The organism is Haloplanus natans DSM 17983 (assembly GCF_000427685.1).
In the GTDB taxonomy this organism is placed as follows: Archaea; Halobacteriota; Halobacteria; order Halobacteriales; family Haloferacaceae; genus Haloplanus; species Haloplanus natans.
This window is the reverse complement of record NZ_KE386573.1, coordinates 1557473-1584093: the sequence shown is the minus strand read 5'-3', so window position 1 is coordinate 1584093 and position 26621 is coordinate 1557473. Positions and strand designations below refer to the sequence as shown.

The 26621-nt window shown below is 67.3% G+C and carries 28 protein-coding genes; 12 read left to right on the top strand and 16 right to left on the bottom strand.

Going from position 1 to position 26621, the window contains the following annotated elements; genetic code table 11:
• The first annotated feature begins 2 nt into the window (after nt 1-2).
• Both HALNA_RS10300 and HALNA_RS10295 read left to right on the top strand, forming a co-directional pair.
• A complete protein-coding gene (locus tag HALNA_RS10300) occupies nt 3-362 on the top strand; it encodes a hypothetical protein (protein WP_157573502.1) in 360 nt (119 codons plus the stop codon).
• Nucleotides 363-401: 39 nt separating this feature from the next.
• On the top strand, nt 402-674 hold the full coding sequence (locus HALNA_RS10295; RefSeq protein WP_049936293.1) for a hypothetical protein: 273 nt from the start codon (nt 402-404) through the stop codon (nt 672-674).
• 186 nt (nt 675-860) lie between these two features.
• Here the strand turns inward: HALNA_RS10295 and HALNA_RS10290 are convergent, their stop codons facing one another.
• The 4 genes from HALNA_RS10290 to thyX form a co-directional block, all read right to left on the bottom strand.
• Nucleotides 861-1253 carry a putative toxin-antitoxin system toxin component, PIN family gene (locus HALNA_RS10290; protein WP_049936292.1) on the bottom strand — a complete coding sequence of 131 codons (393 nt, stop codon included), beginning with the start codon at nt 1251-1253 and terminating at the stop codon, nt 861-863.
• A gap of 339 nt (nt 1254-1592) precedes the next feature.
• Nucleotides 1593-2339 carry an MBL fold metallo-hydrolase gene (locus HALNA_RS10285; RefSeq protein ID WP_049936291.1) on the bottom strand — a complete coding sequence of 249 codons (747 nt, stop codon included), beginning with the start codon at nt 2337-2339 and terminating at the stop codon, nt 1593-1595.
• A 39-nt stretch (nt 2340-2378) separates the two neighbouring features.
• Nucleotides 2379-2588 carry a TRAM domain-containing protein gene (locus tag HALNA_RS10280; protein ID WP_049936290.1) on the bottom strand — a complete coding sequence of 70 codons (210 nt, stop codon included), beginning with the start codon at nt 2586-2588 and terminating at the stop codon, nt 2379-2381.
• A gap of 51 nt (nt 2589-2639) precedes the next feature.
• Entirely contained in the window at nt 2640-3383 is a 744-nt protein-coding gene (gene thyX / locus HALNA_RS10275) for an FAD-dependent thymidylate synthase (RefSeq protein ID WP_049936289.1), read from the bottom strand.
• Between the two features lie 73 nt (nt 3384-3456).
• Between thyX and HALNA_RS10270 the strand changes: the two genes are divergently transcribed.
• Complete coding sequence (locus HALNA_RS10270; RefSeq protein ID WP_049936288.1) at nt 3457-4035, top strand: MBL fold metallo-hydrolase; 579 nt, start codon at nt 3457-3459, stop codon at nt 4033-4035.
• On the opposite strand, the gene HALNA_RS10265 is transcribed toward HALNA_RS10270, so the two are convergent.
• From HALNA_RS10265 to HALNA_RS10250, 4 genes are all read right to left on the bottom strand, one after another.
• Nucleotides 4032-4301 carry a DUF5827 family protein gene (locus tag HALNA_RS10265; protein ID WP_049936287.1) on the bottom strand — a complete coding sequence of 90 codons (270 nt, stop codon included), beginning with the start codon at nt 4299-4301 and terminating at the stop codon, nt 4032-4034. The two genes, HALNA_RS10270 and HALNA_RS10265, sit on opposite strands and share 4 nt — an antisense overlap.
• A gap of 39 nt (nt 4302-4340) precedes the next feature.
• Nucleotides 4341-4922, bottom strand: coding sequence for a nitrous oxide reductase accessory protein NosL (locus tag HALNA_RS10260; RefSeq protein ID WP_049936286.1), 582 nt, complete (start codon nt 4920-4922; stop codon nt 4341-4343).
• 143 nt (nt 4923-5065) lie between these two features.
• On the bottom strand, nt 5066-5665 hold the full coding sequence (gene sod, locus HALNA_RS10255; protein WP_049936285.1) for a superoxide dismutase: 600 nt from the start codon (nt 5663-5665) through the stop codon (nt 5066-5068).
• A gap of 441 nt (nt 5666-6106) precedes the next feature.
• A complete protein-coding gene (locus tag HALNA_RS10250) occupies nt 6107-6700 on the bottom strand; it encodes a DJ-1/PfpI family protein (protein ID WP_049936284.1) in 594 nt (197 codons plus the stop codon).
• A gap of 506 nt (nt 6701-7206) precedes the next feature.
• Between HALNA_RS10250 and HALNA_RS10245 the strand changes: the two genes are divergently transcribed.
• Together HALNA_RS10245 and HALNA_RS10240 are read left to right on the top strand one after the other, a co-directional pair.
• Nucleotides 7207-9690 (top strand): efflux RND transporter permease subunit, encoded by a 2484-nt coding sequence (locus tag HALNA_RS10245; protein WP_084509977.1) that lies wholly within the window; start codon nt 7207-7209, stop codon nt 9688-9690.
• Nucleotides 9687-10178 (top strand): DUF5797 family protein, encoded by a 492-nt coding sequence (locus HALNA_RS10240; protein WP_049936283.1) that lies wholly within the window; start codon nt 9687-9689, stop codon nt 10176-10178. Before HALNA_RS10245 ends, HALNA_RS10240 begins: the two co-directional genes overlap by 4 nt.
• Here the strand turns inward: HALNA_RS10240 and HALNA_RS10235 are convergent.
• The gene (locus tag HALNA_RS10235) at nt 10175-11167 is read right to left on the bottom strand and encodes a DUF5787 family protein (protein WP_049938030.1); all 993 of its coding nucleotides are present in this window, start codon (nt 11165-11167) and stop codon (nt 10175-10177) included. The genes HALNA_RS10240 and HALNA_RS10235 overlap by 4 nt on opposite strands.
• Nucleotides 11168-11329: 162 nt before the next feature.
• A complete protein-coding gene (locus HALNA_RS10230; protein WP_049936282.1) occupies nt 11330-11794 on the bottom strand; it encodes a bis(5'-nucleosyl)-tetraphosphatase in 465 nt (154 codons plus the stop codon).
• A gap of 244 nt (nt 11795-12038) precedes the next feature.
• Between HALNA_RS10230 and HALNA_RS10225 the strand changes: the two genes are divergently transcribed.
• Nucleotides 12039-12371, top strand: coding sequence for an uS10/mL48 family ribosomal protein (locus tag HALNA_RS10225; RefSeq protein WP_049936281.1), 333 nt, complete (start codon nt 12039-12041; stop codon nt 12369-12371).
• Here HALNA_RS10225 and HALNA_RS10220 read toward each other — a convergent pair.
• Together HALNA_RS10220 and HALNA_RS10215 are read right to left on the bottom strand one after the other, a co-directional pair.
• Nucleotides 12368-12625 (bottom strand): DUF7513 family protein, encoded by a 258-nt coding sequence (locus tag HALNA_RS10220; protein ID WP_049936280.1) that lies wholly within the window; start codon nt 12623-12625, stop codon nt 12368-12370. The genes HALNA_RS10225 and HALNA_RS10220 overlap by 4 nt on opposite strands.
• Nucleotides 12622-14160, bottom strand: coding sequence for a Na+/H+ antiporter NhaC family protein (locus HALNA_RS10215; protein ID WP_049936279.1), 1539 nt, complete (start codon nt 14158-14160; stop codon nt 12622-12624). The genes HALNA_RS10220 and HALNA_RS10215 overlap by 4 nt, the downstream gene beginning before the upstream one ends.
• 94 nt (nt 14161-14254) lie before the next feature.
• Between HALNA_RS10215 and HALNA_RS10210 the strand changes: the two genes are divergently transcribed.
• The 3 genes from HALNA_RS10210 (at nt 14255) to HALNA_RS10200 (ending at nt 16351) form a co-directional block, all read left to right on the top strand.
• Entirely contained in the window at nt 14255-15526 is a 1272-nt protein-coding gene (locus HALNA_RS10210) for an amidohydrolase (RefSeq protein WP_049936278.1), read from the top strand.
• Between the two features lie 138 nt (nt 15527-15664).
• Nucleotides 15665-15916 (top strand): AbrB/MazE/SpoVT family DNA-binding domain-containing protein, encoded by a 252-nt coding sequence (locus HALNA_RS10205; RefSeq protein ID WP_049936277.1) that lies wholly within the window; start codon nt 15665-15667, stop codon nt 15914-15916.
• Nucleotides 15917-16351 carry a PIN domain-containing protein gene (locus HALNA_RS10200; protein ID WP_049936276.1) on the top strand — a complete coding sequence of 145 codons (435 nt, stop codon included), beginning with the start codon at nt 15917-15919 and terminating at the stop codon, nt 16349-16351.
• A gap of 42 nt (nt 16352-16393) precedes the next feature.
• Here the strand turns inward: HALNA_RS10200 and HALNA_RS10195 are convergent, their stop codons facing one another.
• Together HALNA_RS10195 and HALNA_RS10190 are read right to left on the bottom strand one after the other, a co-directional pair.
• Nucleotides 16394-17761: a geranylgeranyl reductase family protein gene (locus HALNA_RS10195; RefSeq protein ID WP_049936275.1), complete on the bottom strand. Its 1368-nt coding sequence runs from the start codon at nt 17759-17761 to the stop codon at nt 16394-16396.
• Nucleotides 17762-17853: 92 nt separating this feature from the next.
• Nucleotides 17854-19227, bottom strand: a complete 1374-nt coding sequence (locus HALNA_RS10190; RefSeq protein ID WP_049936274.1) for a phosphohexomutase domain-containing protein — start codon at nt 19225-19227, stop codon at nt 17854-17856.
• 82 nt (nt 19228-19309) lie between these two features.
• Between HALNA_RS10190 and HALNA_RS10185 the strand changes: the two genes are divergently transcribed.
• Nucleotides 19310-20980, top strand: a complete 1671-nt coding sequence (locus HALNA_RS10185; RefSeq protein ID WP_049936273.1) for a flippase activity-associated protein Agl23 — start codon at nt 19310-19312, stop codon at nt 20978-20980.
• Here HALNA_RS10185 and HALNA_RS10180 read toward each other — a convergent pair.
• Nucleotides 20977-21930 (bottom strand): transcription initiation factor IIB, encoded by a 954-nt coding sequence (locus tag HALNA_RS10180; protein ID WP_049936272.1) that lies wholly within the window; start codon nt 21928-21930, stop codon nt 20977-20979. The two genes, HALNA_RS10185 and HALNA_RS10180, sit on opposite strands and share 4 nt — an antisense overlap.
• Nucleotides 21931-22074: 144 nt before the next feature.
• Nucleotides 22075-22476, bottom strand: coding sequence for a helix-turn-helix domain-containing protein (locus tag HALNA_RS10175; RefSeq protein ID WP_049936271.1), 402 nt, complete (start codon nt 22474-22476; stop codon nt 22075-22077).
• 402 nt (nt 22477-22878) lie between these two features.
• On the opposite strand from HALNA_RS10175, the gene HALNA_RS10170 reads away from it, so the two are divergent.
• Together HALNA_RS10170 and HALNA_RS10165 are read left to right on the top strand one after the other, a co-directional pair.
• Nucleotides 22879-24498 carry a type II/IV secretion system ATPase subunit gene (locus HALNA_RS10170; protein ID WP_049936270.1) on the top strand — a complete coding sequence of 540 codons (1620 nt, stop codon included), beginning with the start codon at nt 22879-22881 and terminating at the stop codon, nt 24496-24498.
• Entirely contained in the window at nt 24495-26603 is a 2109-nt protein-coding gene (locus HALNA_RS10165; RefSeq protein ID WP_049936269.1) for a type II secretion system F family protein, read from the top strand. The genes HALNA_RS10170 and HALNA_RS10165 overlap by 4 nt, the downstream gene beginning before the upstream one ends.
• Nucleotides 26604-26621: the final 18 nt, after the last annotated feature.

The window sequence follows — 26621 nt, the reverse complement described above, 5'->3', positions numbered from 1 at the left end:
CGGTGCGCCGGCGCCGTCTGCTGGGCCTTCTGGTGGCGCTCCCCGTCGCCGGCTGTACCGGCGGGCCGGGGGACCCGATCACGTCGCTCGCTGTCAACCGGGACGACACGAGCCACACCGTCGCGGTGCGAATCGTCCGCGACGGGCAGAGGGTGATCGAGAACACCGTCACTGCCGAGGCCGAAGGCGTCGCGGAACTCGGGACGGCTCCGTGGCGTCGGGGGCGCTACCGGGTGACGGCCGGCGTCGATGGGGAGCCGGTCGTCGAGACGGCGTTCGTCTCCGAGGAGTGGTTCAACCAATTCGACGTGGTCGTCCGCGCCGACGGCCTGGCCGCGCTGAACCGCGGGCGGGCCGCGTAGCCCCGCAACTCAAACGGCGCTCGCGTCTACTTCACGGCGATGACCGACGACACCGTGCGCGTCTGGCTGGTCGAACGAACCTACTCCGACGACGAACAGAACATCATCATCCTCACCTACGCGACGCCGGACGGGAAGCGGTACTTCCGGAAAGAACGGTCGCTAACCTCCTTTTCGGACGTTCGTGACACGATTGCCGCCGTCGACGCCGACCCCGGGAACCTGGGAACGACGGACCCCGACGACCGCGAGGCGTACGCGGCCGAGGCGCGGCGCATGGCGGCCGAACACGACCCCGGCGACGTGATATAGTCAGCAGAGCAACAACCTCTACTCGGTAGCACGAGAAATTTTCTAGTAGATATAATGTATTTTTTGAGACCAAACGGGGAGTTCAGGATTCAGTCTCGTTTTTGAGCCAGTCGCTGTCCTCCGTTGCTCTTTCATTCTCGGAGGAACAGTGGTTGGCATCGAGGTCGGAGAACTTCGTCTGTGCGGTCAGCCAATCAGTTCTTCCGGTGCAACGCCACCGTGATCAAGCAACTCTCCGTCGAAGGTGATCATGGTCGCATCAACATCGTTCGCTAATGCGAGAAGCACACAGTCCATTGTATAGAGTAGATTGTCTCGCTGTAATTCATACGCGGCAATCTGGTCGCTGATTTCGGGCGCGTAGATATCCACACTACTGTAGATGTCCGATAACACCGTCTCGACTCGGTCTTGCTCGACGCGCTTCTTTTTCGTCATCACTGATCGAATCTCCATGAGGTTTAGAATGGACGTACAGAACTCGTGGTCCTCGTTGAGCAACCGTGTCGCGATTTTGCTACGACCCGGTTCATCAGTCAAACTAGCGATGAAGACGCTTGTATCGACGAAGACCTTCATTCTCGTCTTCGTTCGTCACGTACCGCTGCAACAGAGTCGACATCCACGTCTGCAAGTCGGCCTGAAAGTAGGTCGCCAAGCCGTGGTCGTGGTTCGTCATCGTCGGACGAGCCGTCCGTCCAATTCGGTGGTGTTGCGTAGCCACCCATTGCTGATCGTTGCGGACGTATCTGTAAATCGTTTTCTCTGTGAGGGGGTTCGACTCTCCAACCTCGGTCAGGTTGTTCTCTATTTGCTGCATACACCCTCTGTATCTCGCACGCCGCTATTATCGACATGAGTATCTGTAAGTCGTTGCACGGTCGATCTCTCGTGATCGGCCGTGCGGACAACGATCGATCAGCACTCCACCCGCAACCCGTCGCGCGCGAACCGCACGTCGCCGTCGTATCGCGCCTCGACGGCGTCGAGCATCTCCCCGTGGCGCCCCTCGGTGTGCGGGTAGAGGTGGGTGAGATAGACCCGACCGTAGTCGTGACCGTCGAGGGCCGCCGCGAGTGTCGTCGGCGTCGGGTGGTTCGACACGTCGACGTCGTCCGGGAACGAGCAGTCGTGGACGAAGATGGCGGAGCCGTCGGCGAAAGTGGCGAGCCCTTCGAACGCCTCGGTGTCGCTGCTGATCGTCAGGTCGCCCTCGCCGTCGTCGCCGGCGAACCGATAGGCGAGGCCGTGAACGGAGTGGCGCGTCTCGTGGGCGCGCACGTCGAAGCCGGCGACCGAGAAGTCGTGGGTGCCGACCTCGCGGATACGGATTTCGGCCCGGCCGTCGAGGTAGTCGAAGACCCCGAACAGGTCGTCGACGAGCGCTTTCGTCCCCGTGGGACCGACGACTTCGAGGCCGCCCGCCCCGGCCAGCCATCGCGCTTTCACCAGGGGAAGGAGATCCGAGACGTGGTCGAGATGGTGGTGGGTGAGCAGGACCGTGGAGACCCCCTCGTAGCCCGCGTCGGTGGCGGCGAGGCGGCCGAGAACGCCCGCGCCGCAGTCGACCAGTAGCCGACGGTCGTCGCGTTCGAGCAACAGACCGGTCTGTGCCCGTTCCGGGAGGGGCATGGCGCTTCCCGTCCCGAGGAAGGTGAGACGCATAGCGGGGATGTGGCGCCGGCGGTCAAAGTCGTTCGGGTGCTACTCGTAGCCGAACTCGGCGCCGACCACCTCGCCGCGCGCGAAGGTCGAGTCCACGTCCGTGATCTTCACCTGCACCGTCTCCCCAAGGGTCGCGTCACCGACGAGGACCGCGAAGTCGTCGACGTAGCCGACGCCGTCGCCCTCCGAACCGAGCTCCTCGATTGCGACGACGTGTGTTTCGCCGGTCGTAACGGGTCGTTCGGCCATGCTTGACAGTACCACACATGGATGGATAGTAGTTGTGGTAGTGACAGGTCGCTACGGCGCGAGGCGGTTCTTCCGGCCTTTCATGTGCTTCTCGTAGTGTTCGAAGGTGAGTGGGCACCACTCGGCGGCCAGGTCGAGGATGTCCTCGGTCATCTCGCGTATCTCCCACTGGCTGTCGGCGGCGGCGCGCATGTCGGCGACGTGCATCAGCATCCGGGCGTTCAGCGACATGACGATGTTGACCTCGGTGCCGATGGGGAGGACGAAGCGGGCGTCTTCGGGCGGCATTCCCAGATCGAGGAGTTCCTGATACGATTCGACGGACTCCCGCACCGACTCGCGGAAGACCCGTTCGCGCTCCGCGACCGTCTCCTCGTCGACGGCGCCGCTCGACTGGTTCCGGCCGATCCAGTCGGGATCTATCGCCGAGGGCGGCGTCACGACCATCGTGCCGTCCTCCACGTCGTCGGGGTCCACGTCGTCGAAGGAGACGTAGCGCATACTCTGAATATCGAAGCTGACGTGTCTGTGTCGGGTGATCTGGGCCATACACGACCGGCTGACGCCCTCGATCGCGAACGTGGCCTGCGGGTGTTCGAACGGCCCGAAGTGACCGTGATCGAGCAGGTGGCCGATGAGCGTCCGCTTTTTTTCCTCGATGTCCTCCCCCTCGATACCGTCCATCGCCTCCGCGAACGGGATGTCGCCGACGAACTCCGTGAGATAGTCGTTTCGCGCCGCCGAACAGACCACTCGCTCCGGATCGGGCGTCGCTTCCAGTAGTGTGACCTCCATGCGTTCGACGGGGGCGCCGGCCCACCTAAACGTATTGGACAATGTAAAGCCCTCCGCGCCGATAGGTCCGCGTATGGACACCATCGGGAATCTCGCAGCCGGCGTGCAGGCATTTACGAGCAACGTCTTCCTCGTGACCGGCGACCGGACGGCGCTCGTCGACACCGGCGCCAACTTCGACGTCGTCTCGCGGATCGAGGAACGGGTCGACGGCCTCGACACCGTCGTCCTCACCCACACCCACCGCGACCACGTCGGCAACGTCGACGCAGTCCGCGAGTCGTTCGGCGTCGAGACGGTCGGCTACGACCCCAGCCACCCCGCCGTCGACGACGAACTCGGCGGGACGGTCCGACTGGGCGACGACGACTACCGGGTCCTCCACACGCCCGGCCACAAGGACGACCACGTCTGTCTCTACGCGGCCGACGCGAAGGTCTGTTTCGCGGGTGACCTGGTCTTCGCCGGAGGCTCGTTCGGTCGGACGGATCTGGATGAAGGGGACCGGGCGACGCTGATCCGGAGCATCGACCGACTTCTCGAACGCCTCGACTCTGATCTCGCCGCCCTCCACACCGGTCACGGGCCGAGCGTGACCGACGGCGCGTACGAGACGGTCGAGTACGCGGCGCGGGCGGCGCGGCAGTCCTAGTCCGTTTTCAACCCGTAGTAGCCCGGGTCCTCGTCGGTCGGCGGTTCGCCGACCACCAGATCGGCGGCGTTTTTCATCACCCAGGGAACCGCCCAGTCGACGAGGACGGCCTCGGTCCCCTCGTCGACGTCGGCGTCCGGTTCGAGGCCCTGTAACAGCCGGGCGATTTCGTAGATGGTGTACATCTGGTCGGCGTCGAGCAACTCCTCGGGCGTATAGAAGTCACAGGGGTAGATCCCGTCGAACGCGTCTTTCGGTCGGGGCATGGGCGCCGGTAGGCGGGGACGCACGTAAACGGTGTCGAACTACTCGAAGAAGCGACCGCGGTAGAACCCCGCCAGTTCCATATCGAAGTCGGTCAACCGGAGGATGGCCGCGTCGGTGAGGCCGTCGTACTCGGCGACGTACGCCTCGGCGTCGGCCCGGTCGGCGAAAGGAAGCGGGTTGCGTCGCATCGGATCGTCCACCCGGTCGGCGTTCGTCTCGCGGACGAACCACGCCGCCGTAGCGTCGATCAGGTCCGTCGTTTCGTGATCGTGCACCCAGATTCCCGCGAACGTCGCCCCTTCGTGGGACGGCGCGAAGTGACCTGGATCGACGTAGTACGCGCCCAGACAGCCCGACGAACAAAAAAAGACGCGACCGCCCCCCTCGACGGTCAACTGGGCGTTGTAGTCGGCGAAGTTCGCGGGAACCATGTTACAGACCGCACAGGAGGCGTCGTCGGGGACTGACGCGGGGTCGGTGCGGGCGGCGGTAGCCGTCGCCGATGCGGTTGGCGTTGCCGTCGGCGTCGCGTCACTGTCACCACCTGCACAGCCCGCAAGGCCGGCGGTCAGGACGCTCGCGACGGCGACGAAGCGGCGACGGGAGAGTCGGGGGGTCACGCCACGCGATACGCGGTTGACCGGCTTGTGCCGTCTGGTTGGCACGTCGAAACGGACGGGTGGATACCGGCATCAGCACCGCTGTCGGGTAGGTGCGAAAGAAATGTCGGATCGGCCGAGTCGTCGCGTGCCGACGGCCGCAGTTACTCGAAGAGTTCGACGGCCTGCTCGTAGCGGGCGCTCGGCTCGGACCAGTCGACGACATCGAAGTAGTTATCGACGAAGTCGCCGCGGGCCGGACCGTAGTCGTGGTAGTACGAGTGCTCCCAGACGTCGAGCGCGAGGATGGGGTGGCTACCCCAGAGCGCGCCCTGGTCGTGCTTGTCGACGACGACGTTGCGAAGCTGATTGGAGAAGCTGTCGTACACCAGGAGTGCCCAGCCGCTGGCCGCACCCGCCGCGGCTTCGAACTCACCCTTCCAGGCCTCGTAGGAGCCGAAGTCCTCCTCGATCCGGTCGGCGAGGGCACCGCTCGGCTCGTCGCCACCCTCCGGCGACATGCAGTTCCAGAACAGGTCGTGCAGGATGTGCCCACAGCCGTTGTGGGTTACGTTCCGGATGGCGCCGGCGGAGGAGCCGAAGTCGTGCGACTCGCGGTTCTCCTCGAGCGTCTCCTCGGCGCTGTTCCAGCCGTTCACGTAGCCCTGATGGTGGGTGTCGTGATGCCAGGTCAGCACCTGCTCGGAGATGTGCGGTTCGAGAGCGTCGTAGTCGTACGGCAGTGGATCGAGTTCGTAGCTCATGATATAACCTCCACACGTAGGATGTATCGGGACGCTGTTAAGCTTTGAGGAACCGTACGATAACGGCTCCCACACCGGAGCGAGCGGATGGCTAGGGTCTTCCGTTGGGCCGGCGGATCACTCGACGAATGCGTGGTTGGCACGGCGTGGGACTGGTCGCCGGGTGGCGGACGGTCGCCAGCCTCTGTTTTTAGGCTATCTTCGTCGCGACGGCGTTTCTTCGCGCCGAATTCGACCTCTCGCGAACCCTCGTCGGCGTCGCCACACCGTGACGATGCTCGGCTACACCCTCCTGCTGTTCGTCATGGGCGCCGCTGGCGTCGCCGTCGCGGCGCTTTGCTGGGCGGCTGGCGATGCTGACGCGGGTGTGAGACGACCGCCAGAACTCAGTTCCGGCCGTCACCGCCCACCGTGCAGGTACGCCGGCCCGTCCGCGGACGACTACGCCTGCCGGTCGTACTCCATGTGGGTCGCCACGTCGGCGGCCGCCTCGGCGCCCGCCAGTCGCTCGATCAGGTGGAGCGCCAGATCCAATCCCGCGGTGATGCCGCCGGCGGTGAGCACGTCACCGTCGTCGACGTACCGGGCGTCGACCACCTCGGCGCCCGCCTCGCGAAGGTCGTCGAGAGCGCCGGCGTGTGTGACCGCCCGTCTGCCGTCGAGCAAGCCAGCCCGCGCCAGCAACATCCCGCCGGTGCAGACGGCGGCGACCGTCGTCCCGGCGTCGTGAAGGTCGGCAAGCGCCGTCGGGATCGCGCCGCGCTCCGCCTCGGCCCACGCGCCCGCCGAATCGCGGTCGTTCCACCCGCCGCCGGGGACGACGACCAGATCCGGGGGCGCCGCGACCGAGAGGACGCCGTCGGGTTCGAAACGGAGACCGTGGGCGGCAGTCACCCGATCACGCGCCTCCGTCGTCACCAGCGATACGTCGAACGGGGCGCCTTGTGCCGCCGCGATCCCGAACGCCTCGTACGGGCCGACGGCGTCCAGTTCCTCGACCCCGTCGAAACAGAGTATGTCGATCGTCGTCGCCATAGTTCACGCTTGGCGCGGCCGGGCTTCAACCTGTGGCCGCCACCCGACAGTAGTGTTTAGATAAGCCTGTGAAACCGGGACCACCTCGAAAGCCCCCGGCGTCTCGGCTCCCAGGACTCGCTGCGCTCCTCACTGCGTTGCGGTGCTTGCGTCGTCCGGGTTCGCCGAGACGCCGGCCCCTTTCAGTCCCACCCGCATCGGCTGGCCAACCGGCCGCCGCCGGGCGGGACTGAAAGGGGCGACTCGTCATCGGGCGGCGGAGCCGCCCGATTGCCCGAGGGAGCTTTGCTCCCTCGCTGCTGGAGGAAGGCGGCCAACGCAAGGACCGCAGGCCGGAGGCCGAGGACCGCAGCGAGGCCCCCGACTCCAGGGAGTCGGGGCTTTCGAGGTGGTCCCAGTTTCACAGGCTTATCTAAACACTACTGTCGCGAGCGCCGTCGCAGTTATCCGTCTCGGGATTGACTATGCGACACTGGCGTCGACACCGGACCGACACTCCCCAACCGATGAACTATCAGTGGCTGATCGACCGCATCGACGGGTATATCGTCGATCACTCGCGGCGGGTTATCCTCCTCTTTCTCGTCGCGACGATGGTGTTCGCCGGCGGCCTCGGCGGCATCGAAACCGAGAGCGGCCAACAGCAGTTCGTCGAGGAACTCCCCTCCTTCCAGGCGCTGGAGCGGGTGCAGGAGGATTTCGACACGAGTTTCTCACGGGTGAACACGACGACGACGCTGGTCCAGAGCGATCAGAACGTCCTCTCCCGCTCGGCTCTGCTCGATATGCTCCGCGCACAGGAGCGAATCCGCGAGAGCGACCCCCTCCGGGTCGAAGAGACGGAGAGCCCGGCCCGACGGGTGGCCCGAAGCCTCGACCCCGGCGCGCGGACGCTCGACGAGCAGATTCGGGCGGTCGAACGGGCGACTCCGGGCGAAATCGACGCTGCCGTCCGCCGGGCGGCCGAGAGCGGGCGCGGCACCTTCCGGTCGCGGCTGAGCACGGATTTCAACCGGGGGTCGGCGTCGGCGTCGGCGATGGAGGCGACGGTCACCCATCGCGCCGGGCCGGGCGCCGGCAGCGAGGGCGGCCCCGGCGGGGCGTCGGAGTTCCCCCCGAACAAGGAGGATCGTATGAAACGACTCGTGGGGAGTGCGGCGACGGCGTCGACGATTCGCGTCCAGGGGACGCCGCCCGACACGACGACGACGACGCTGACGGTGGTGTTGCCCATCGCCCTCGTCCTGATCGTCGTCATGCTGGCCGTCGCGTACCGTGACCTCGTCGACCTGCTGATCGGCCTCACGGGCATCGTCATGACGCTGATCTGGACGTTCGGCTTCATCGGCCTCGTCGGTATTCCCTTCGCGGTCCTGCTGATCGCCGTTCCTCCCATCCTGATCGCGGTGGGTATCGACTTCGGCATCCACGCGATCAACCGCTACCGCGAGGAGCGCGTCGAGGGCCGGAGCGTCGAAGAGTCGATGCGACGGACCACCGACCAGGTGAGCGTCGCCTTCGTTATCGTGATGGGTACCTCCGCTATCGGCTTCCTCTCGAACGTCGTCAGCGCCTTCCCGCCGACGCGGGATTTCGGCGTCACCGCGGCGGCGGGGATCGTCTTCACCGCCCTCATCTTCGGCGTCTTCGTCCCGGCGACGAAGGTGACCGTCGACCGCCTCCGGGAACGGTATCCGATCCCCACGATCACACAGACGCCGTTCGGGTCGGCGTCGTCGCCGCTGGGACGCGTCCTCGCCGGCGGCGTCACGGTCGCGGAGCGCGCGCCGGCGCTGTTCGTGGTGTTCGTGCTCCTCGTGACGGTCGGTGGCGGCGTCTACGCCACGGGCGTCGACACCGGCTTCAGCCCCGACGACTTCCAGCCCGCGGCGGAGACGCCGGGCTATCTCCAGTCCCTCCCCGAACCCATCCGGCCACCGGCGGAGTTCGAATACGTGAAAATCGACGACTTCCGGGAGGAGAACTTCGAACAGGAGGACAGGGTCTTGCTGTACGTCGAGGGGCCGATGCGGGAGGACACCGCCCTCGAACGCCTCTACCGGGCGGGGCGCGATCCCCCGCCCACGTTCGAGCGCGACGGGCGGTACGCCGACTCCCAGAGCATCGCGACGCTGATCCGGTCGCGGACGCGGACCGACCCGGACGTGCGACGGGTCGTCGAGCGCAACGACCGAAACGGAAACGGCATCCCCGACGACGACCTTCCGCAGGTGTACGACGCGATGGAGGAGTCGACCGGCGAGGACGACCTCTCGGGCTTTCTGAGCGAGGATCGACGCAGCGCGCTCGTCGTCTACACCGTCGACGGCGACGAACCGAACGACGCCATCACCGACGACGCGTACCGCGTGGCCGAGGACCTGGCGTACGAGGCCCAGCCGACGGGTAACGCCGTCATCTTCGACGAAGCGCTATCGCTCGTCCTCGAAACCGTGATCCAGAGCCTCGTCCTGACGCTCGTCGGGGCGGCGCTGTTCTTGGTGTTCGTCTACTGGGTCGTGGAGGGTCGGCCGTCGCTCGGCGTCGCCAACGTCGTCCCGATTCTCGTCACCGTCGTCGCGCTCGTCGCGTCGATGCGCGCGTTCGGCATCAGTTTCAATGCGATCAACGGAACCATCCTCGCCATCGCCGTCGGCCTCGGCGTCGACTACTCCGTCCACGTCGTCCACCGGTTCGTCGACGAGTACGAGGAGCGCGCTCTCTACCCCGCGCTCCGGCGGACGGTCGTCGGCACGGGCGGGGCGCTCACCGGCAGCATGCTGACCACCGTGTTCGGTGTCGGCGTTCTGGCGCTCGCGCTCAATCCGGCCGTCGGCGTCTTCGGGGTGTTGATCGCCCTGAGCGTGCTGTACGCCTACCTCACCTCGATTCTCGTTCTGCCGTCGATCCTCGTCCTCTGGGCGCGATACGTCGACTGGGCGGCGGAGCGGAACACCGATATGGGGGACGCCCGAACCGCCGGCCGATGATACTGTCGGAGGAGGAACGCGAGCGGCTGGCGGACATCGTCCGCCTCCAGCCGACGAAGAACAAGGAACTACAGGAGCGGTGGGGGATGGAGAGCGGTAGCGAGGTCCACTCCTATCTGGAGGATCACCTGGCCGACTACTACTACCGCAACGATGACAGCTACATCTGCGCGACGCCGGAGGCGGCGGAGCTAACGGGCGCCGACCCCGGCCTCGAAGGCGACGAGAACGGCGTCGAAATCATCCGCGTCCCCGAACTCGAAGCACAGGTGTTCGAGGTGGTGGCGGGCCCCGACGAACGGTCCGAGAGCGTCGTGAGCGTCCTCCAGAAGGTGCGCTCGGCGTTCGACGCCGACCCCGAGGTCGACGCGGTACGCGAGGCGCTCCAGAGCCTCCGGCGGAAAGGTGTCGTCGAGGTGGTCTACCGAACGGTCCCGACGTTCAAACTCGCCGTCGAGCGCGACGACGTGGACGTAGAAGTCGTCTAACGACGTCGTCGTCGTCGCGCCGCCAGCAGCCGCTTGAGTCCCTTGCCCGGCCCGCCCTCGATGGGCCAGCCGCGGGTGCGCCACGCCGGGGGTTCGGGCTGGAACTCGGGACAGGAGCCCGCACACTCCGCGGCCGTCTGGTGACGGGCCTTCGCCGCACACCAGGGGACGAACGCTCCGGCCCGGTCCCGGAGCTCGAACCACCGGCAGTCCGGACGCATCGTGTCGACGTAGGATCGCCACCCGGAGCCGTACGCGCGCTCGGCGATTTCGAGGCGTTTGGCGGCCTTCTCCTCGGCCGAGAGCGACGTGTCGCTCGTCGGGTCGAGCCGCGCGGGATGCCACGCCACCCGCGCTTCGGGCACGTCGCCGGCGCTGGCGTCGCCGAAATCGAGCGCCAACACGCCGGCCTCGACGGGGAGGTCCTCCAGGAGGGCGGGTTCGACCGTCGCGCCCGTGGCGGCGGTGGCGACCCACACCTCGTCGGCGAGCGCCGTCGTCACGTCGTGAGCGAGCTGGTCGGCGAGCGCTCGCGCCGCGCTCGCCGATAGGTCGGGTTTGTTCTCTATCGCGACGATCCGTCGCACCCAGTCGGGGTAGGGCGCCACCCGCCGAATCTCGATTCGGTTGCCGTCACGGCGCGTCTCGACGACGCCACGGGCGTCGGCACGGTGGACGGCGGCGCGGACGTAGCGCCACGGATAGCCGGGGTCGGGGAGAGCGTCACGATACCAGGCCCACCCGGTGGGGGCGTTGCGGACGACGTGCAGGAGGTCGGAATCGAGCGCTCGTTCGCCGAAGGCGGCGCGGGCGTCGAGTGCGTCGGGGTCGGCCTCGACGACGATGGTGTCCCAGCGCCGCCGCTGCGTGCCGAGTTGGTGGGCGACGACTGGTACCGCAGTCGACTCGCGGTCCGGCGGCCACGCGCGCTCCGCCCAGCGGCAGGTGACGAGTTCGAAGCCGAACTCGGTGTCGCCGGGAGCGGTCATACGGTGGGTCGTCGGCCGGTCCCGACGGGTCGGGACGGCTGTTCGGCGGCCCACGGGGACGGGACGGCCACCCGTCTCATAGTGAGTATTGTAATTCAGGACCGGTGGTTCGCCAGAACGGGGCGGCGAACCACCGGTACGCAGTTACAATAACCACTATCGCTACCCGAGATACGTCCGTCCGCCCTCGGCGGCCTCGGCCTCGTCGACGAGTTCGTCGAGGTAGTCGTGGGCCTGTTCGAGGATGTCGCGGGGGCCGTCCTGCGTGATGGTGTTGATCGCCTGGTCGTAGTCGCGCCACTGCAGGTCGCGGTGTTCGTTCGAGAGTTCGGCACTGGCCTCGAACGAACGGGCGATGAACAGATGCACCGTCTTGTGGATGGTGTTGCCACCGGCCTCGAAGACGTAGTCGTACTCCTCGCGGAAGCCGTCGATGAGTCGGAAGTCCTCGATGCCAGCCTCCTCGCTAACCTCTCTGATCGCAGTCTGCTGAAGCTCCTCGTCGCCTTCGACCCCGCCTTTGGGGAACTCCCAGTCCCCCGGTCGGCTCTTCAGGAGCAAATACTCCCGGTGGCCGCGGGTGTCGCGGAAGAGGATGGCTCCAGCACTGGTCGCTTCGACCGTCATTACCGGCAGTAAACGGTCATAACGTATAAAGATTTCAAGCTGGACCGCGCCCGGCCGAGCGGGTGCGCTTTTGCTCCGAGGTGGTCATCGATTCTCACCGTGACGGGTCGGCGAGAAACGACGGATCGGGACGAGACCCCCACTGTACGGATTGCTGTAATTGCGTACCGGTGGATCGACGGGACTCCCCGGTACCGACTTACAGCAAACCGTATGAGTGTCGAGCGCGCAGGGAGGGGTAACCATGGCCTTCGTCACGAAACTCAGCTTCCAGAGCGGCGACCGGGACGCCCTCGAAGCCCTCGTCACCGACATCAAGCGGATGGTCGAACGAAAAGGCGCCGAATGCAAGGGTCCCCACTCCGCGCCGCCGGATCGACTCACCGTCCCGCAGTATCGCACGCTCGGCCCCGGCGACCAGTTTCCGTCGTGGACCTACACCACCTACACCCGCCGACTGGAGATCCACGGCAACGACGAGGTTGCCGGGCGCGTCGGCCACATGGACTTCCCGGACCACGTCCACGTCGAAATCGAAGTCGACCGCAAGAAGCCACTCGGCCACCGGAAGGACTAGTTCTCGTCGACGACGCCCAGCAACTCGCCACTGCCCGTCGCGTCCGTGGCGTCGAAGTCGGTGACTCGAAGGCGAACGAGTCGGTCCGCCAATCCTCCCTCCGCGTCCGGGAGCGTGATGATCGTATCGCCGACCCGCACCTGCGCGACACCGTCCTCGTACCCCGTGACGAACGCCGTGAGTTCGTCGCCGGCGCTGTAGGACGGCCGATTCGTCCGGAACGTCAAGCCCGCGAGCAGTTTGCGGACGTTCATACCCGCGCCACCTCCTCGCTCTGCCGGTCGGGGACGTACTCCAGCCCGTAGCCGGTCCACGCCGCGACGAGGAAAACGGCGACGAGGAACCAGCCGTGGAAGACGTAGGGCCACACCGCGGCGGGGTTGGCGAGCATCGCCTCGGTGAACCAGTCGAACTGCTGGGGCAGTTGGATCATGGCCGCGTAGCCCGCGAGGACGCCGCCGCCCCACGGGAAGATGTAGCCGAGCGCGGAGGTGTTGGCGTCGAGGATGTTGGCGCGGCGGTAGCCGTTGATGTTGAACCGCTGGCCGAGCGTCCGGATGAAGGGCGCGATGGCGATTTCGGCCGCCGTGTTGATCGTGATGGTCGCGTTGACGATGGCGGTGCCGATGACCATCGTCGTCTCGGCCCGACGGACCGTCGTCGCCACGTTGTCGAGGAGCCACTCCTCGATGGCGGCGAAGCCACCGCCGGCGCGCATCACCTGCGCCGCGCCGACGATGAGGAGGACGAGCACGATCAGCGGGAAAAAGCCGAGCGCGCCGGTGTAGAGGCTGCCGCCGACCGTCGCCGACGCGTCGGGCGACACCTCGATCAGCGCGCCGAGGACGGGCAGTCCGGAAAGCGTCGCCGCGATACCCGACTCGGACGTGGTGCGAAAGACGAGCATCGCAGAGGCCGGCGCGAGGCCGAGGACGAGGTTGAGCGCGATAGAGACGATCAGCCCCCACGAGACGGCTTCGATGATGTGACGGCCCTGGACGGCGGTGACGATGACGACGGCGATGGAGAGGAGGTGGACGAGGCCGAGGGGACCGACGCCCGCGGCGGCGTTCGTGCCCACATCGAGCGGTTCGCCCGCCATCGACTGCCCGGCGACGACGTAACTCGCCAGCGCGAGGACGGCGGCGACGAGGGCGTATTTGAACCGCGAGGCGACGACCCCGCCGATGTCGGCGTCCTGGGTCACCGCGCTCACGATGGTGGTGTCGGAGACGGGCGCGAGGTTGTCGCCGAAGACGGCGCCGGAGAGGATGGCGCCGAACAGGAGAACGGGGTCGGCGCCCAGCAGGACGCCCGCGGGGAAGACGAGGCTGGTGAAGGCGACGGCGGTGCCGTAGCCGGTGCCGATGCCCGTCGCCAGCAGGGCGGCGAAAATGAAGGTCAGTGCGGGGAACAGTCCCGCGCCGACGTTGGCGGCGGCCGACGCCCAGACGAGGCCGTCGACGAAGCCGCCGGCCTGGATGGTGTCGGCGAACATGCCGGCCCAGAGCCACGCCACGACGGCCGTCGCCGCCACGCGCTGGGTCATCCCGTCGAAGATGACGTCGGCATAGCTCTTCCAGTTACCCTTTACGAACAGCATCCCGACGACGAGGCCGACGAGCATCCCGATGACGAGTCCGGACGTGTCGCCGATACCGAGGAGGCCGCTCTGGACGATAGCCCAGACGATGAAGACGGCCAGTGGGAGGGCACTCATGCCCCGGCCACCGTAAAATCGGACGCGCGAGGCGTCGGGCGGATCATCAGGGAGGTCGTGTTCGCTCATGCAGTCGCACCTGCCCGATGGACTGAGTAAAAGGAACCGAAACGCGCCCGACCGGGGCGACAACTTATCCCACCCGCCACACCTTGGGGAGGATATGAGCGTCACCGACGAGTTGCTCGATCTGCGTCGCGACCTTCACCGACACCCCGAACCCGCGTGGCGGGAGTTCTACACCACCGCCCGCCTCGTCGACGAACTGGAGACCCGGCCGCTGGACGAACTCCACGTCGGTCCCGAAGTCCTCGCCGACGATCGCCGAGGCGTCCCGGACGACGCCGAACTCGACGAGTGGGCACGCCGGGCGATCGAGGCCGGCGCCCGCGAGGACGTGATCGAGAAACTAACTGGCGGCTACACCGGCCTCGTCGCGGTACTCCGCCGGGGCGAGGGGCCGACCGTCGGCCTCCGGGTCGACATCGACGCCCTCCCGATCACCGAGGCCGACGGCGACGATCACGCGCCCGCCCACGGGGGCTTTCGCTCCGAGAACGAGGGCTTCATGCACGCCTGTGGGCACGACGCCCACGCGACCGTCGGCGTCGGCGTCGTCGACGCCATCGCCGAGAGCGACTTCACCGGCACGCTCAAGGTGTTTTTCCAGCCAGGCGAGGAGACGGTGTCGGGCGGCGAACCGATGGCCGAAGGTGGACATCTGGACGACGTGGACCACCTCCTCGCGCTCCACGTCGGCCTCGATCACCCGACCGGCGAGGTGGTGGCGGGCGTCGACGGCTTCCTCGCCGTGAGTCACTTCCGCGCCGACTTTTCGGGGGCGTCGGCCCACGCCGGCGGCCACCCCGAACGCGGCCGCAACGCGGTGCAGGCGATGGCGACGGCCGTACAGAACCTCTACTCCATTCCCCGTCACGACGAGGGAGCCACCCGCGTGAACGCCGGCCTCGTCGGCGGGGGCACCGCCTCGAACATCGTCCCCGAGGAGGCGTTCATCGAGGGCGAGGTGCGCGGCGACACGACCGAGTTGATGGAGTACATGGACGACCACGCGGGGCGGGTTCTCCGGTCAGCCGCCGAGATGCACGACTGCGAGGTCGACGTGGAGTACGCGGGCCGGGCACCGGGCGGCCAGAGCGACGACGAACTCGCCGCGGTGGTCGCGGACGTGGCCGGCGGCGTCGCGGGCGTCGACTCCGTCCTCGACAGCGACGACCTCGGCGGCAGCGAGGACGCCACCTACCTCATGCGTCACGTCCAGGAACGGGGCGGCCTCGCCGCCTACGTCGGCGTCGGCACCGACCACCCCGGCGGCCACCACACCCCCACCTTCGACGTGGACGAGGAGACGATCCGCATCGCTATCGACGTGTTCACGGGGACGATCGAGCGGTTGGGGCGGGAGGCGGTGTGAGACGGGCCGTCGACGCCCTCGGAGTCGTCGTGAGTCGGGACCAACGGCGCGCCGAATCGATCGGAGTGTGCACCACGCCAGCCAGAGTAGTGTGCGCTCACACTACAATTTATCAGGGACGGTCGTGTACTGCCGAGTGTGAGTAGTGAGCGCGTCGACTCCGAGAGCAAAGTGTCGGGAAATCAGGCGAATATTCCCGCTCACATCCGCCGAGAGCTCGATATCGACGACGGCGACAAACTCCGCTGGCGCATCGAGGACGACGGAACGATCCGCGTCCACGTCGTCCAACAGCGTCGCGACACGTTCGACGAGTTCGACGGCTACGACGGTGATCGAGAAACGGCGGTCACGGCCGAGCACGACGCGTGGGGCGTAGACGTCGAATAGATGCCGCGGGCACTCGTCGATACGACGGTCCTCTTTGCAGCGGCGTATCGTCGCAACGGTGCACACGACGACGCGTTCCCGATTCTCCGGGGCATCGATACTGCCGACCTCCCAGAGGGGGTGATCCTCGATCACGTCCTCGCGGAGACACTGAACGGGTTGACGGCTCACGCAAGCCACGCTGCCGCGACCGATTTCCTCGACCGAATCGAGGAGAACGCTCGGTTCCACATCGACTCCCTAACTGGGGATGCCTTCGCTACGGGAAAAGCGCTCTTCCGGCAGTACGGGCCGCTCTCCTTCGTCGATGCCTGCATCGTCGCCTACATGCGGACCGAAGGACTCGGCTACCTCTACGCGTTCGACGACGACTTCGACGTTGCCGAGGACATCTACCGCCTCGATACCGCGACCGATCCATACCACCCGGAGTGACCGACCCGCCCGGCGCGTTCGATGACGGCGATGCGCCGTCGGTCAGTACTTCGGCTCCGCGCCAGTCGTCTCGTACACCCGCTCCATCAGGCCGTCGCGCTCGGCTTGCCACACGTCGAGGCCGGACGGCGAGGACGGATACGCCTCGTACCGCCCGATCAGCTCTTCGGCGAGTTGCTTGGTCCGGTAGAAATCGAGGATGGTCCCCCAGTAACCGAAGCTCTTGATTGCGCTTTTGAGCTTCAGACCGAGGCTCATCGAGGTCGATCCCGAATACAGGGCCTCAGCGAGTTTCTCGCCGGGGAGCGATGCCAGAAGGCCCATCAAGTCGTCGACGTCGACCGCGGTCGAAAGGACGTTGTACACGTCGAGGCCGGCGTAGCGGCCGCCGAAGTGGTCCATGACGCGCTCGTTGTACTCCCAGAGCGCGGCCTCGGTGGGGCCGCCGTCCCCGAGGGCGTCGACGATGGCCTCGGCGGCGTAGGTGCCGGCGTAGGCGGCGCCCGCGATACCGCCCCCGGTCGTGGGGTTGACGTGGCCGGCGGCGTCGCCGACGGCGACGAACCCCGGCGCGACGGCCGAGTCGTACGGGCGGCGAGTCGGGAGCGCGGCGCCGAGTTTGTCCGTGACCTCGGCCCCCTGAAACTCGGGGCGGCGCTGGAGGTCACGCCGTAAGTCGTCGACCAGTTTCATCGGCTCCTCGGTCATCTGGAAGCCGAGACCGGCGTTGATCGTGGTGCTGGTCCGCGGGAAATACCAGAGGTAGCCGGCGGCGCGCTGGGTGGGCTTGAAGACGAGAGCGTCGTCCCACTCGACTGCCTCGGGCACCTCGACGATTTCGCGGTACGCGGAACAGAACTGGGAGTAGGAGACGTTGGTGTCGAAGGTGGTGTCGTCGAAGTCGGTCTTATCCTGCAGGATCGAGAGGGCGCCGGCGGCGTCGACGGTCACGTCGGCGTCGTAGGTGACGGGGTCACCGTTTCGAACCCCGCGGACGCCGGTGACGCGGGCGCCGTCCTGCAACACGTCCTGCACGACGGTGTCGTAGTGGAAGTCGGCGCCCGCGTCCGCCGCACCCTCGATGATGCGCCGGCCGAACGCGTGGCGGTCGATGACGGCGAGTTCGCCGGGCACGGGAATGTCGAGCACCGTATCGTGCTGTGGGAGTTCGAACCGGCCGTGGTCGACTCCGGTGTTGGTAAAGGAGTCCTCGATTTTCGATTTCGGGATGGCGTCCGGGAACGTGTTCGCGCCCTTCAGCGCGTCGCCACACGCGATGTGGCCCGCCTCCGCCTCGTCTTTCCGCTCGACGACGACGACATCGAGGCCGGCGCGGGCGGCGCTGGCCGCGGCGTAACACCCGGCGGTGCCCGCCCCGACGACGACGACATCGCACTCGTGGGTGGTCATTGATTGGTGTCGCTCCCGCGGTGGGAAAACTCTTTATCCCCGTTTCGTCGGGAACGCGACGACGGAAGTCGAAGCGGTCGGTGTACGCACCGTCAGTCCGCCGCCTCGACCGCCCGTTCGATGACCGTTCGGGCCGTCGCCACCAGGGCGTCCACGTCCCCGCTCTCGGCGTAGAGGCGGACGTAGGGTTCGGTGCCGCTCGGACGGACGAGGAGCCACGAGCCGTCGGGGCGTTCGAGGCGAACGCCGTGGTCGGTGTCGACACTCGCGTCCGGGAACGCCTCGGGAAGCGTCGTCGTCAGTCGCTCCATCGCCCCGGTTTTCGCGTCGTCGGGGCAGGGGACGCTCACCTTCCGATAGGGCCGTTCCGTAACGGGATCACACAGACCGTCGAGCCCCTCGCTAGCGACGTGGCGGGCGAAGACGGCCGCGCTGACGACGGCGTCGATCCACCCGCCGAAGGCGGGGTGGAGGTGTTTCCACGGTTCGGCCGCGAAGACGACGGTCCCCGCGCCGTCGCGGACGCGAGCCACTCCCTCGTGGAGAGCGCCGAGGCGGACGCGTTCGACCCGCCCGCCGGCCGCGGCGACGCGTTCGTCGATCCGCGCGGAGGCGTTCGGCGTCGTCACGACCACCGGGTCGGCGGCGTCGCTCGCGCGAACGTAGCGCTCGGCGAGGACCGCGAGGACGGTGTCCTCGTGGATCACCTCGCCGTCGCCGTCGACGATCACGATGCGGTCGGCGTCGCCGTCGTGTCCGATCCCGAGGGCGGCGTCGCCGTCGGCGACGAACCGGCGGAGCGCGGTGAGCGATTCGGGCGTCGGCTTGCTCTCGCGGCCGGGGAAGTGCCCGTCGACGTTTCCCTCCAGCGTCTCGACCGACGCGCCGAGTTCGCGGAGGACCGTCGGCGTCGCGAGCGCCCCCACCCCGTTGCCGCAGTCGACGGCGACGGCGAGGCCGTCGAGGGGGGCGCCGAACCCGCGGGCGTAGTCGACGACGGCCGCGCGATAGGCGTCGAGTACCGATTCGTCCCGACGCCCGCCCCACGCGTCCCAGTCGACGGGTGGGGTGTCGGCGTCGACGCGCCGTTCGACTGCCGCCTCCGCCGCTCGGTCGTACTCCACGCCGTCGACGAAGCATTTGATGCCGTTGTCGCCCGGCGGATTGTGCGAGGCGGTGAGCATCACGCCGTGGCGCCCGCGGGAGGCGAAAGCGAGCGCGGGCGTGGGGACGACGCCGAGACGGCGGACCGACGCCCCGCCGGAGCGAGCGCCCGCCTCGACGGCGGCGGCGAGCGCCCCGCCGGTCGTCCGACCGTCGCGGCCGACCACCACCCCGTCCCGCGGCGTCGCCGATGCCCGGTCCACGGCGTCGCGGGCGACCGCTCGCCCCACTGCCACCGCGAGTTCGGGCGTCACCGCCGTCCGTACGTCGCCACGAACCCCCGCAGTCCCGAAGAGATCCATACCGGTGCTCCGACCCCCAGCGGTTTGTATCGGTCGGTGGCGGTATCGAAAGTTTCACCGGGACACCGGGGGATGGACCGATATGTCCGCGGCCGATTCGTCCGACGGCCTCCGGCGACCGACCCTCGTCACGCTCGCCGTCGTCGTCGTCACCCTCCTCGCCCTGGCTGCCCGCCTCGTCGGCCTCGGCGACCGCCCCTTCCACTGGGACGAGGCCCGCGTCGGCTACTGGAGCCTCCGATTCCTCGACACCGGAACTTTCGAGTACCGCCCCATCGCCGGCGGCCCCTTCCTCTATGTCGTCGAGCGGTCAGTCCTCGGCGTCGTCGGCGCGACGGACGCGACGGCCCGCGGCGTCGTCGCCGTCGTCGGAGGACTCTCGCCGCTCGTCGCCCTGCTGTTCCGTCGCCGGGAACCGGCCGATGCGGCGCCGCCCCGCTTCGGTCTGACCGACGCCGAGACGGTCGCGATGGCCGGCCTCCTCGCCGTCAGCCCCGTACTTCTCTACTACGGCCGCTTCCTGCGGGGCGACCTGCCGCTCGCGGTTTTCGGCCTCGTCGTCGTCGGGTGTGGGCGCCGCGTGCTGGATGCCGACACCGAGGCCGGCGCCCGTCCGTACCGCTATCTCGGCGCGGCGGCGCTCGCCTGCGCGGTTGCCACGTCGGCTTTCGCCGTCGGCTACCTCGTCTGCTGGCTGATCGCGGCCGCGCTCACCGTCGATCAGCGACGCCTCGTCGGCACGGGGCGCGACGCCCGGGGCCACATCGACGCGGCGATCGACCGCCTCCGCGGGACCGCCCGCTCCGCGCTCGGCGCCGTCAGCGTCTTCCTCGTCGGCCACCTGTTTTTTTACGCTCCGCGTGTCGATGGCTCGATCCGCCCGTCGGTCGCGACGGTCGAGACGGCGTTTCTCGGCGCGGCGCGGGCGTTCTACGGCGTGCGCGTCGTCGGCCGTCGACAGGGCGGCGAACATCAACTGCTTCCCTACCTGAGCGCACACGCGGAGACGCTACTGGCGGCGTCGGCCGTCGTCGTCGGACTGGCGGCGGTCGGCTTCCTCGCCGACCGATACGGCCGGGGACCGACGCGGCCGGTGATCGCCTTCCACGCCTACTGGGCGGGGGCGTCACTGCTCGTCGTTCCGATGATCACGGAGGAGAGCGCGGCGTGGCTGACCGTCCACACCGTCGCGCCGGCCGTCGTGCCCGCGGCCGCGGCGCTCGGACTCCTCGCTCGCTACGCGTCGCGGTCGCTCGCGCGCGACGACGCGGTTGGCGTCGCCGTCGCGGTTCTGGTCGCGCTCGCGGTCGGCGGCCAACTCGGCGTCGCGGTGATGGGGACGGCCTACGGCCCGACGACGCCCGAAAATCCGCTCGTCCACCACGCGCAACCGGGTGACGACCTCGACCCGTTCGTTTCCGACGTGGCCGCGGCCATCGACGGTAACGACGGCGTCGACGTGCTCTTCTACGGTCCGGCGTTCGTGCCGACCTACGACGACACGCCGGCCCGACCGCCCGTGAGCGACACGTGGGGCAACCGCCTCCCGTTGCCGTGGTATCTGGAGCGGATGGGCGCGGAGACGGACGGCGTCCGGGGCGAGGCCGAACTGTCGAACCTGGCGTCGCGCCCGCCGGTGATCGTCGCGGACGCGAGCCAGCGGTCCGCGCTGGCGGCGAGGCTAAACGGGTACGAGTCGAGCACGTACCGCCTGTCGCTCTGGAACCGAGAAGTCGTCGTCTTCGTCCGCTAGCGAAAGCCCATCGCCTCGATCTGTTCTTGATACCGATTCCGGATGGTGACTTCGGTCACCTGGGCCACGTCGGCCACCTCGCGCTGAGTCTTCTTTTCGTTACAGAGCAGGGAGGCGGCGTAGATGGCGGCGGCCGCGTACCCCGTCGGCGACTTGCCCGAGAGCAGACCCTTCTCCGCGGTCTCCTCGATGATTTCGTTGGCTTTCGCCTGCACTTCCTCGGTCAGGTCGAGTTCGGAACAGAAGCGCGGAACGTACTTTTTCGGATCGACGGGCTTCATCTCCAGTCCGAGTTCCTGGGAGATGTAACGGTAGGTGCGACCGATCTCCTTGCGTTCGACGCGTGAGACCTCGGATATCTCTTCTAGCGATCGGGGGATGCCCTCCTTGCGGCAGGCGGCGTAGAGGGCGGCGGTGGCGACGCCCTCGATGGACCGCCCGCGGATCAGGTCCTCGTTGAGCGCGCGCCGATAGATCACGGACGCCACCTCCCGCACCGAACGGGGAACGCCCAGCGCGGAGGCCATCCGGTCGATTTCGCTCAACGCGAACTGCAGGTTGCGCTCGCCCGCGTCCTTCGTCCGAATCCGCTCTTGCCACTTCCGCAGGCGGTGCATCTGCGAGCGTTTCTCGGAGGAGAGCGACCGGCCGTAGGCGTCCTTGTCCTTCCAGTCGATGGTCGTCGTCAACCCGCGGTCGTGCATCGTCTCGGTGATCGGCGCGCCGACGCGGGACTTGCTCTGTCGCTCGGAGTGGTTGAACGCCCGCCACTCCGGCCCGCGATCGATCTGGCGTTCGTCGATGACCAGTCCGCAGTCGTCACAGACGAGTTCACCCTGGTCGGCGTCCGTGACGATGTTGTCTGACCCGCACTCGGGGCAGTCGACGGATTCGTCCGCTTCCTGTTCCGTTTCCTGGCTCCGCTGGCGTTGGCGGCTCGGACGTTCCATTATAAGTGTCGTGGCGAACCTCTTATTTAAACCTTTGGCTAATCGGTGTCGAAAAACCATCAAGGTCGCCGCCGTCCGGTAACTATTGGAGAAACGAGAGGATCGTCGACCGTCGGCACGGCCGGGTCACCGGTCCCGTTCGCGTCAGCCTTCGGCCGCCGCGTTCGTCTCGACGGGGTCGTACTTGTCCTCGAACTCCTGGATGAGCTGGCCCATCTTCGCGTACCAATCGTTGAGCATACGCTGCATGTCGTCGGCAATCTTCGAGGGATCGGTCGGGGAGTAGACGTGGTAGTAGCCGCCCTGCTCGTAGTTGACCTGCTCTTTCCCGATAAAGCCCGTCTGGAGCAGCCGCTGGACGGAGCGGTACGCCGTCGACCGCTCGCGATCGACCGCGGCGGCGATTTCGTCGACGGTCAGCGGTTCGTTCGCCTCGACGAGTGCCCGGAAACACGCCTTATCCAGTTGCTTGAGCCCGTGGAAACACTCGAGGAGTCCTTCACACTCCATATCCCGCTGGAGCTGTTCGGACATCGAATCCGGCATTGGTATCCGTAGGAGGTAGGCACTACGTACTTAAAATATTTGTGTGGACAGTTCACAATTTCGACCGCAGCCGGCCGGCCCAGGAGCCGGTCCTCCCGGCGACGCCGTCGCGCGACGCCCTGCGCAGGGGAAGGGCGGTGACCGCCTCGCTTCCGTGTGCCATCGGCGGCGGCGACGGCGTCACCGTCCGTATCGTCCTGGACAGTCGTCGCAACCGATATTGTCACACCAGTACAACACAATCGGTGGTGACGGCCGCGGGGCGAGCCTCGTCCGCCGACGGTGGCACAAACGTATCGTTGTCGGTGCCCGTGCCGACGCCGAATGTTCAAGCTGTGGTTATCAGGAACGCTAACCACGGGCGCACGTTTAAGTTAGCGCCTCGCATAGCGCCGACGAACGATGTCCGAGGACGCGGCGTCGGGAAGCGACGGGACGTTCGACGGCCTCCGTCGACGACTCGTCCGGACCTACGAGATGCTCCGAGGGTCGACTCTCGACGTGCGTCCGTTCCGGCCGGGCGAGGACGGGCCACTCGCGAGTTTCGACGTTCCGGCCGACCACGACGAACTCGACCGCTACTGGGTGAACGCTCCATTCGCCTACGTCGTCATCACGCGCGACATCGCGGAGAGTACGAACAAGTACCACGCCGTCGAACCCGACCTGAACGACTTCGAGGCCACCCTCCGCAACCGGGTGCTCGAGGATATCCGCGACCCCTTGCTCTACCGGCGCGACGACGACCCGGCCGACGAGTCCGTGCTCGCGACGGAACTCGAGTCCCTCCTGGAGGAGTACGGCGTCGACGTGGATATGCACACGTTCTACAAGCTCCTCTACTACCTGATCCGGGGGTTTCGCGGGTTCGGCCGTATCGACCCGCTGATGCACGACCCACACATCGAGGACGTGTCGTGTGACGGCTACGATCTGCCCATCTTCGTCTATCACGACGAGTACACGGATATCGAAACGAACGTCGTCTTCGAGGACGCGGACGAACTCGACAACTACGTGGTCCGGTTGGCCCAGCAGTCCGGCCGCCACATCAGCGTCGGCGACCCCGTCATCGGGACGACGCTGTCCGACGGCTCCCGGATCGAACTCGCGCTTGGCGAGGAAGTGACGCCTCGTGGCTCGGCTTTCACCATCCGCCAGTACGCCGACGAGCCGTTCACCCCCATCGACCTCCTGAACTACGGTACGTTCAACGTCGAGCAGATGGCGTACCTGTGGCTCGCCATCGAGCACAACAAGTCGCTCATCTTCGCCGGCGGGACAGCCTCGGGGAAGACCACCTCGATGAACGCGGTGTCGATGTTCATCCCCCCGCGTTCGAAGGTACTCTCCATCGAGGACACCCGCGAACTTTCCCTGTACCACGACAACTGGCTCTCCAGTGTCACGCGCGAACGCCTCCACGAGGGCGCCGACATCGACATGTACGACCTGTTGCGCTCGGCGCTCCGCCACCGGCCGGAGTACATCATCGTCGGCGAGGTGCGTGGCGACGAGGCGGTGACGCTCTTTCAGGCGATGAACACCGGCCACACCACGTTCTCGACGATGCACGCCGACAGCATCGAGACGGTGATCAACCGGCTGGAGAACGAACCCATCAACGTCCCCCGGGCGATGATCCAGTCGCTCGACTTGCTCTCGATCCAGCGACTCACTCGTCTCGACGGCGAGCGGGTGCGCCGCACCAGCGCCATCAGCGAAGTCGGCGACATCGACCAGCGGACGGGCGAACTCGACTACTCGAACGCGTTCAAGTGGGACGCCGACACCGACACTTTCGAACGACAGGACAGCTCCCTCCTCGACGAGATTCAGGACGACCGCGGGTGGACCCGATCGGAGCTCCTCGAAGAGCTTCGGAACCGCCGGCAGTTCCTGACCACGCTTCAGGACCGCGGTATTACCGACTACCGGCAGTTCACCGCGCTGGTCAACGAGTACTACGCCGATCCGGAACGGGTCCTCGAACGCATCGCTACCGACGGAGCCACGCCGTGATCGGGCCCCTGTTGCCCCTGCTGTTGGTCGTCGTCCTCGCGCTCCCGGTTCTCCTCGCGCCGATCAGCCCCCGAGCCGACCTCCTCCTCTCGCGGCTGGCCGTCCCCACCTTCGGCGACTACGTCGGCCGGAGCGACCGGCGGAGCTGGCAACTGGAGCGGCTGCGCGCGACCCACGTCGGCACCACCCACCGCGTGTTCGCCTCTCGAACCCTCCTCATCAGCGGAGTCGCGGGCGTCGTCGGCGCCATCCTCGGCGTCTACGTCGCCGTCTGGCTGGTCGATCTCCTCTCGATCAGCCGGGCGTCGATCCTGGAAATCGTCCCCCCGGCGCTCTCCTTTCTCGCCGGCCTCACGCGCCTGCAGGATCTGACCCTCCTCGGCCTGTTCGTCCTCTTCCTGTTTTTCGGGGCGACCGTCGGAACGACGCTCGCTCTCGGCACCTACTGGGCTCGGTGGGCGTATCTCGACCAGTTGTCGAACGCGCGAGCGAGCGAAATCGAGGCGACGCTCCCGCGGACCATCGCCTTCGTCTACGCGCTCTCTCGAAGCGGTATGCCGTTCCCGAAGGTGCTCGACACGCTCGCACGCAACGACGCCATCTACGGCGAAGCCGCCCGCGAAGTCGGGGTCGCGGTTCGGGATATGGACGCCTTCTCCACCGACATCCTGACGGCCGTCGAGCGGACCGCCGAGCGGACGCCGAGCGAGGGGCTGGCGGAGTTCGCCGACAACCTCGCCAGCGTCCTCGGGAGCGGCCGCAACCTCTCCTCGTTCCTGCGGGATCAGTACGAACGGTACCAGGAGGAGGCGGAGGCCCAGCAGGAGCAGTATCTCGAACTCGTCGCGACGCTCGCCGAGGTGTACGTAACCATCCTCGTCGCGGGGCCGCTCTTTTTTATCACCGTCCTCGTCGTCATCGGTCTCGTCATCGAGGACACCATCACCGTCGTCCGGGTCGTCGGATACGCCGGCATCCCGCTGGCGAGTGCCGGCTTTGTCGTCTACATCGACAGCCTGACCCAGCACGAGACGGCGCTGACGGACGTGAGCCGCGACGTGGGGGACGTGATCGGCGTCCCCGACGGTGGGGACGACGCGGCGGGCTCGGCGCTGCCCCGTGCCGACGGCGGGACGGCCGTCGACGGCGCCGCGTGGCGCCACAACGCCGAACGCCTCGCGGCCTACGACCGACTCCGGGCCGTGCGGGCGTGGCTGAACGAACCGCTCCGGAGCGTCCTCGAACGGCCGTGGATTAGCTTCGTCGTCACGGTTCCGCTCGGCGTCGTCTGGGTGCTCTACCGTGCCGTCCCGATTCCGCTGGGCCCCTCGGCGCTCGGCACGCTCGATACGCCCGTCATCGAGGCCGCCATCGTCGCCATGACGACCTTCGCCGTCCTCCACGAGGTGCACAAGCGACGGGTACGGACCATCGAACGCGCGGTCCCCGACTTCCTCGACCGACTCGCTAGCGTCAACGAGGCCGGGATGAGCGTCGTCGAGAGCCTGAAGCGAGTCGCCGACACCGACCTCGGGGGGCTCGAGGCGGAGGTCGACCGCACCTGGCAGGACGTGCGCTGGGGGGCGGACGTTGGCACCGCGTTCCGGCGGTTCGCCGCTCGGACCCGCGTCCGGATGGTCGCCCAGGCGGTCACGCTCGTCACGAACGCCATGAGCGCGAGCGGCGACATCGCGCCCGTCCTCCGCATCGCCGCCGACGAGGCCCAGGAGACCCGCCGCCTCCGACGCGAGCGACGCCAAGAGATGCTCACCTACATCCTCGTCATCTACATCTCGGTGTTCGTCTTCCTCGGTATCATCGCCGCGCTGACCGTCGCGTTCATCCCCGCCGTACAGGAAGCGGGGGCGGGCGGGGCGGCGACGCCCGGTGGGACCCCCGGGAGCGGCGTCGCGGGCGCGTTCACCGGCACGGACGTCGACACCGACGCCTACGAACTCCTCTTTTTCCACATCTCGACCGTCCAGGCCGTCTGCTCCGGCCTCATCGCCGGGCAACTCGCCGAGGGCGGCGTCGCCGACGGCGTCAAACACGCGACCGGCCTCCTGGCGCTCACCTACCTCGTCTTCACGTTCGCGCTGCTGTGATCGACACCGACACCTAAA

Coding starts and splice junctions, on each gene's coding strand:
- HALNA_RS10295 (WP_049936293.1), top strand. CDS start 402: ATGACCGACGACACCGTGCGCGTCTGGCTGGTCGAACGAACCTACTCC.
- HALNA_RS10290 (WP_049936292.1), bottom strand. CDS start 1,253: ATGAAGGTCTTCGTCGATACAAGCGTCTTCATCGCTAGTTTGACTGAT.
- HALNA_RS10285 (WP_049936291.1), bottom strand. CDS start 2,339: ATGCGTCTCACCTTCCTCGGGACGGGAAGCGCCATGCCCCTCCCGGAA.
- HALNA_RS10280 (WP_049936290.1), bottom strand. CDS start 2,588: ATGGCCGAACGACCCGTTACGACCGGCGAAACACACGTCGTCGCAATC.
- thyX (WP_049936289.1), bottom strand. CDS start 3,383: ATGGAGGTCACACTACTGGAAGCGACGCCCGATCCGGAGCGAGTGGTC.
- HALNA_RS10270 (WP_049936288.1), top strand. CDS start 3,457: ATGGACACCATCGGGAATCTCGCAGCCGGCGTGCAGGCATTTACGAGC.
- HALNA_RS10265 (WP_049936287.1), bottom strand. CDS start 4,301: ATGCCCCGACCGAAAGACGCGTTCGACGGGATCTACCCCTGTGACTTC.
- sod (WP_049936285.1), bottom strand. CDS start 5,665: ATGAGCTACGAACTCGATCCACTGCCGTACGACTACGACGCTCTCGAA.
- HALNA_RS10250 (WP_049936284.1), bottom strand. CDS start 6,700: ATGGCGACGACGATCGACATACTCTGTTTCGACGGGGTCGAGGAACTG.
- HALNA_RS10245 (WP_084509977.1), top strand. CDS start 7,207: ATGAACTATCAGTGGCTGATCGACCGCATCGACGGGTATATCGTCGAT.
- HALNA_RS10240 (WP_049936283.1), top strand. CDS start 9,687: ATGATACTGTCGGAGGAGGAACGCGAGCGGCTGGCGGACATCGTCCGC.
- HALNA_RS10235 (WP_049938030.1), bottom strand. CDS start 11,167: ATGACCGCTCCCGGCGACACCGAGTTCGGCTTCGAACTCGTCACCTGC.
- HALNA_RS10230 (WP_049936282.1), bottom strand. CDS start 11,794: ATGACGGTCGAAGCGACCAGTGCTGGAGCCATCCTCTTCCGCGACACC.
- HALNA_RS10225 (WP_049936281.1), top strand. CDS start 12,039: ATGGCCTTCGTCACGAAACTCAGCTTCCAGAGCGGCGACCGGGACGCC.
- HALNA_RS10220 (WP_049936280.1), bottom strand. CDS start 12,625: ATGAACGTCCGCAAACTGCTCGCGGGCTTGACGTTCCGGACGAATCGG.
- HALNA_RS10215 (WP_049936279.1), bottom strand. CDS start 14,160: ATGAGCGAACACGACCTCCCTGATGATCCGCCCGACGCCTCGCGCGTC.
- HALNA_RS10210 (WP_049936278.1), top strand. CDS start 14,255: ATGAGCGTCACCGACGAGTTGCTCGATCTGCGTCGCGACCTTCACCGA.
- HALNA_RS10200 (WP_049936276.1), top strand. CDS start 15,917: ATGCCGCGGGCACTCGTCGATACGACGGTCCTCTTTGCAGCGGCGTAT.
- HALNA_RS10195 (WP_049936275.1), bottom strand. CDS start 17,761: ATGACCACCCACGAGTGCGATGTCGTCGTCGTCGGGGCGGGCACCGCC.
- HALNA_RS10190 (WP_049936274.1), bottom strand. CDS start 19,227: ATGGATCTCTTCGGGACTGCGGGGGTTCGTGGCGACGTACGGACGGCG.
- HALNA_RS10185 (WP_049936273.1), top strand. CDS start 19,310: ATGTCCGCGGCCGATTCGTCCGACGGCCTCCGGCGACCGACCCTCGTC.
- HALNA_RS10180 (WP_049936272.1), bottom strand. CDS start 21,930: ATGGAACGTCCGAGCCGCCAACGCCAGCGGAGCCAGGAAACGGAACAG.
- HALNA_RS10175 (WP_049936271.1), bottom strand. CDS start 22,476: ATGCCGGATTCGATGTCCGAACAGCTCCAGCGGGATATGGAGTGTGAA.
- HALNA_RS10170 (WP_049936270.1), top strand. CDS start 22,879: ATGTCCGAGGACGCGGCGTCGGGAAGCGACGGGACGTTCGACGGCCTC.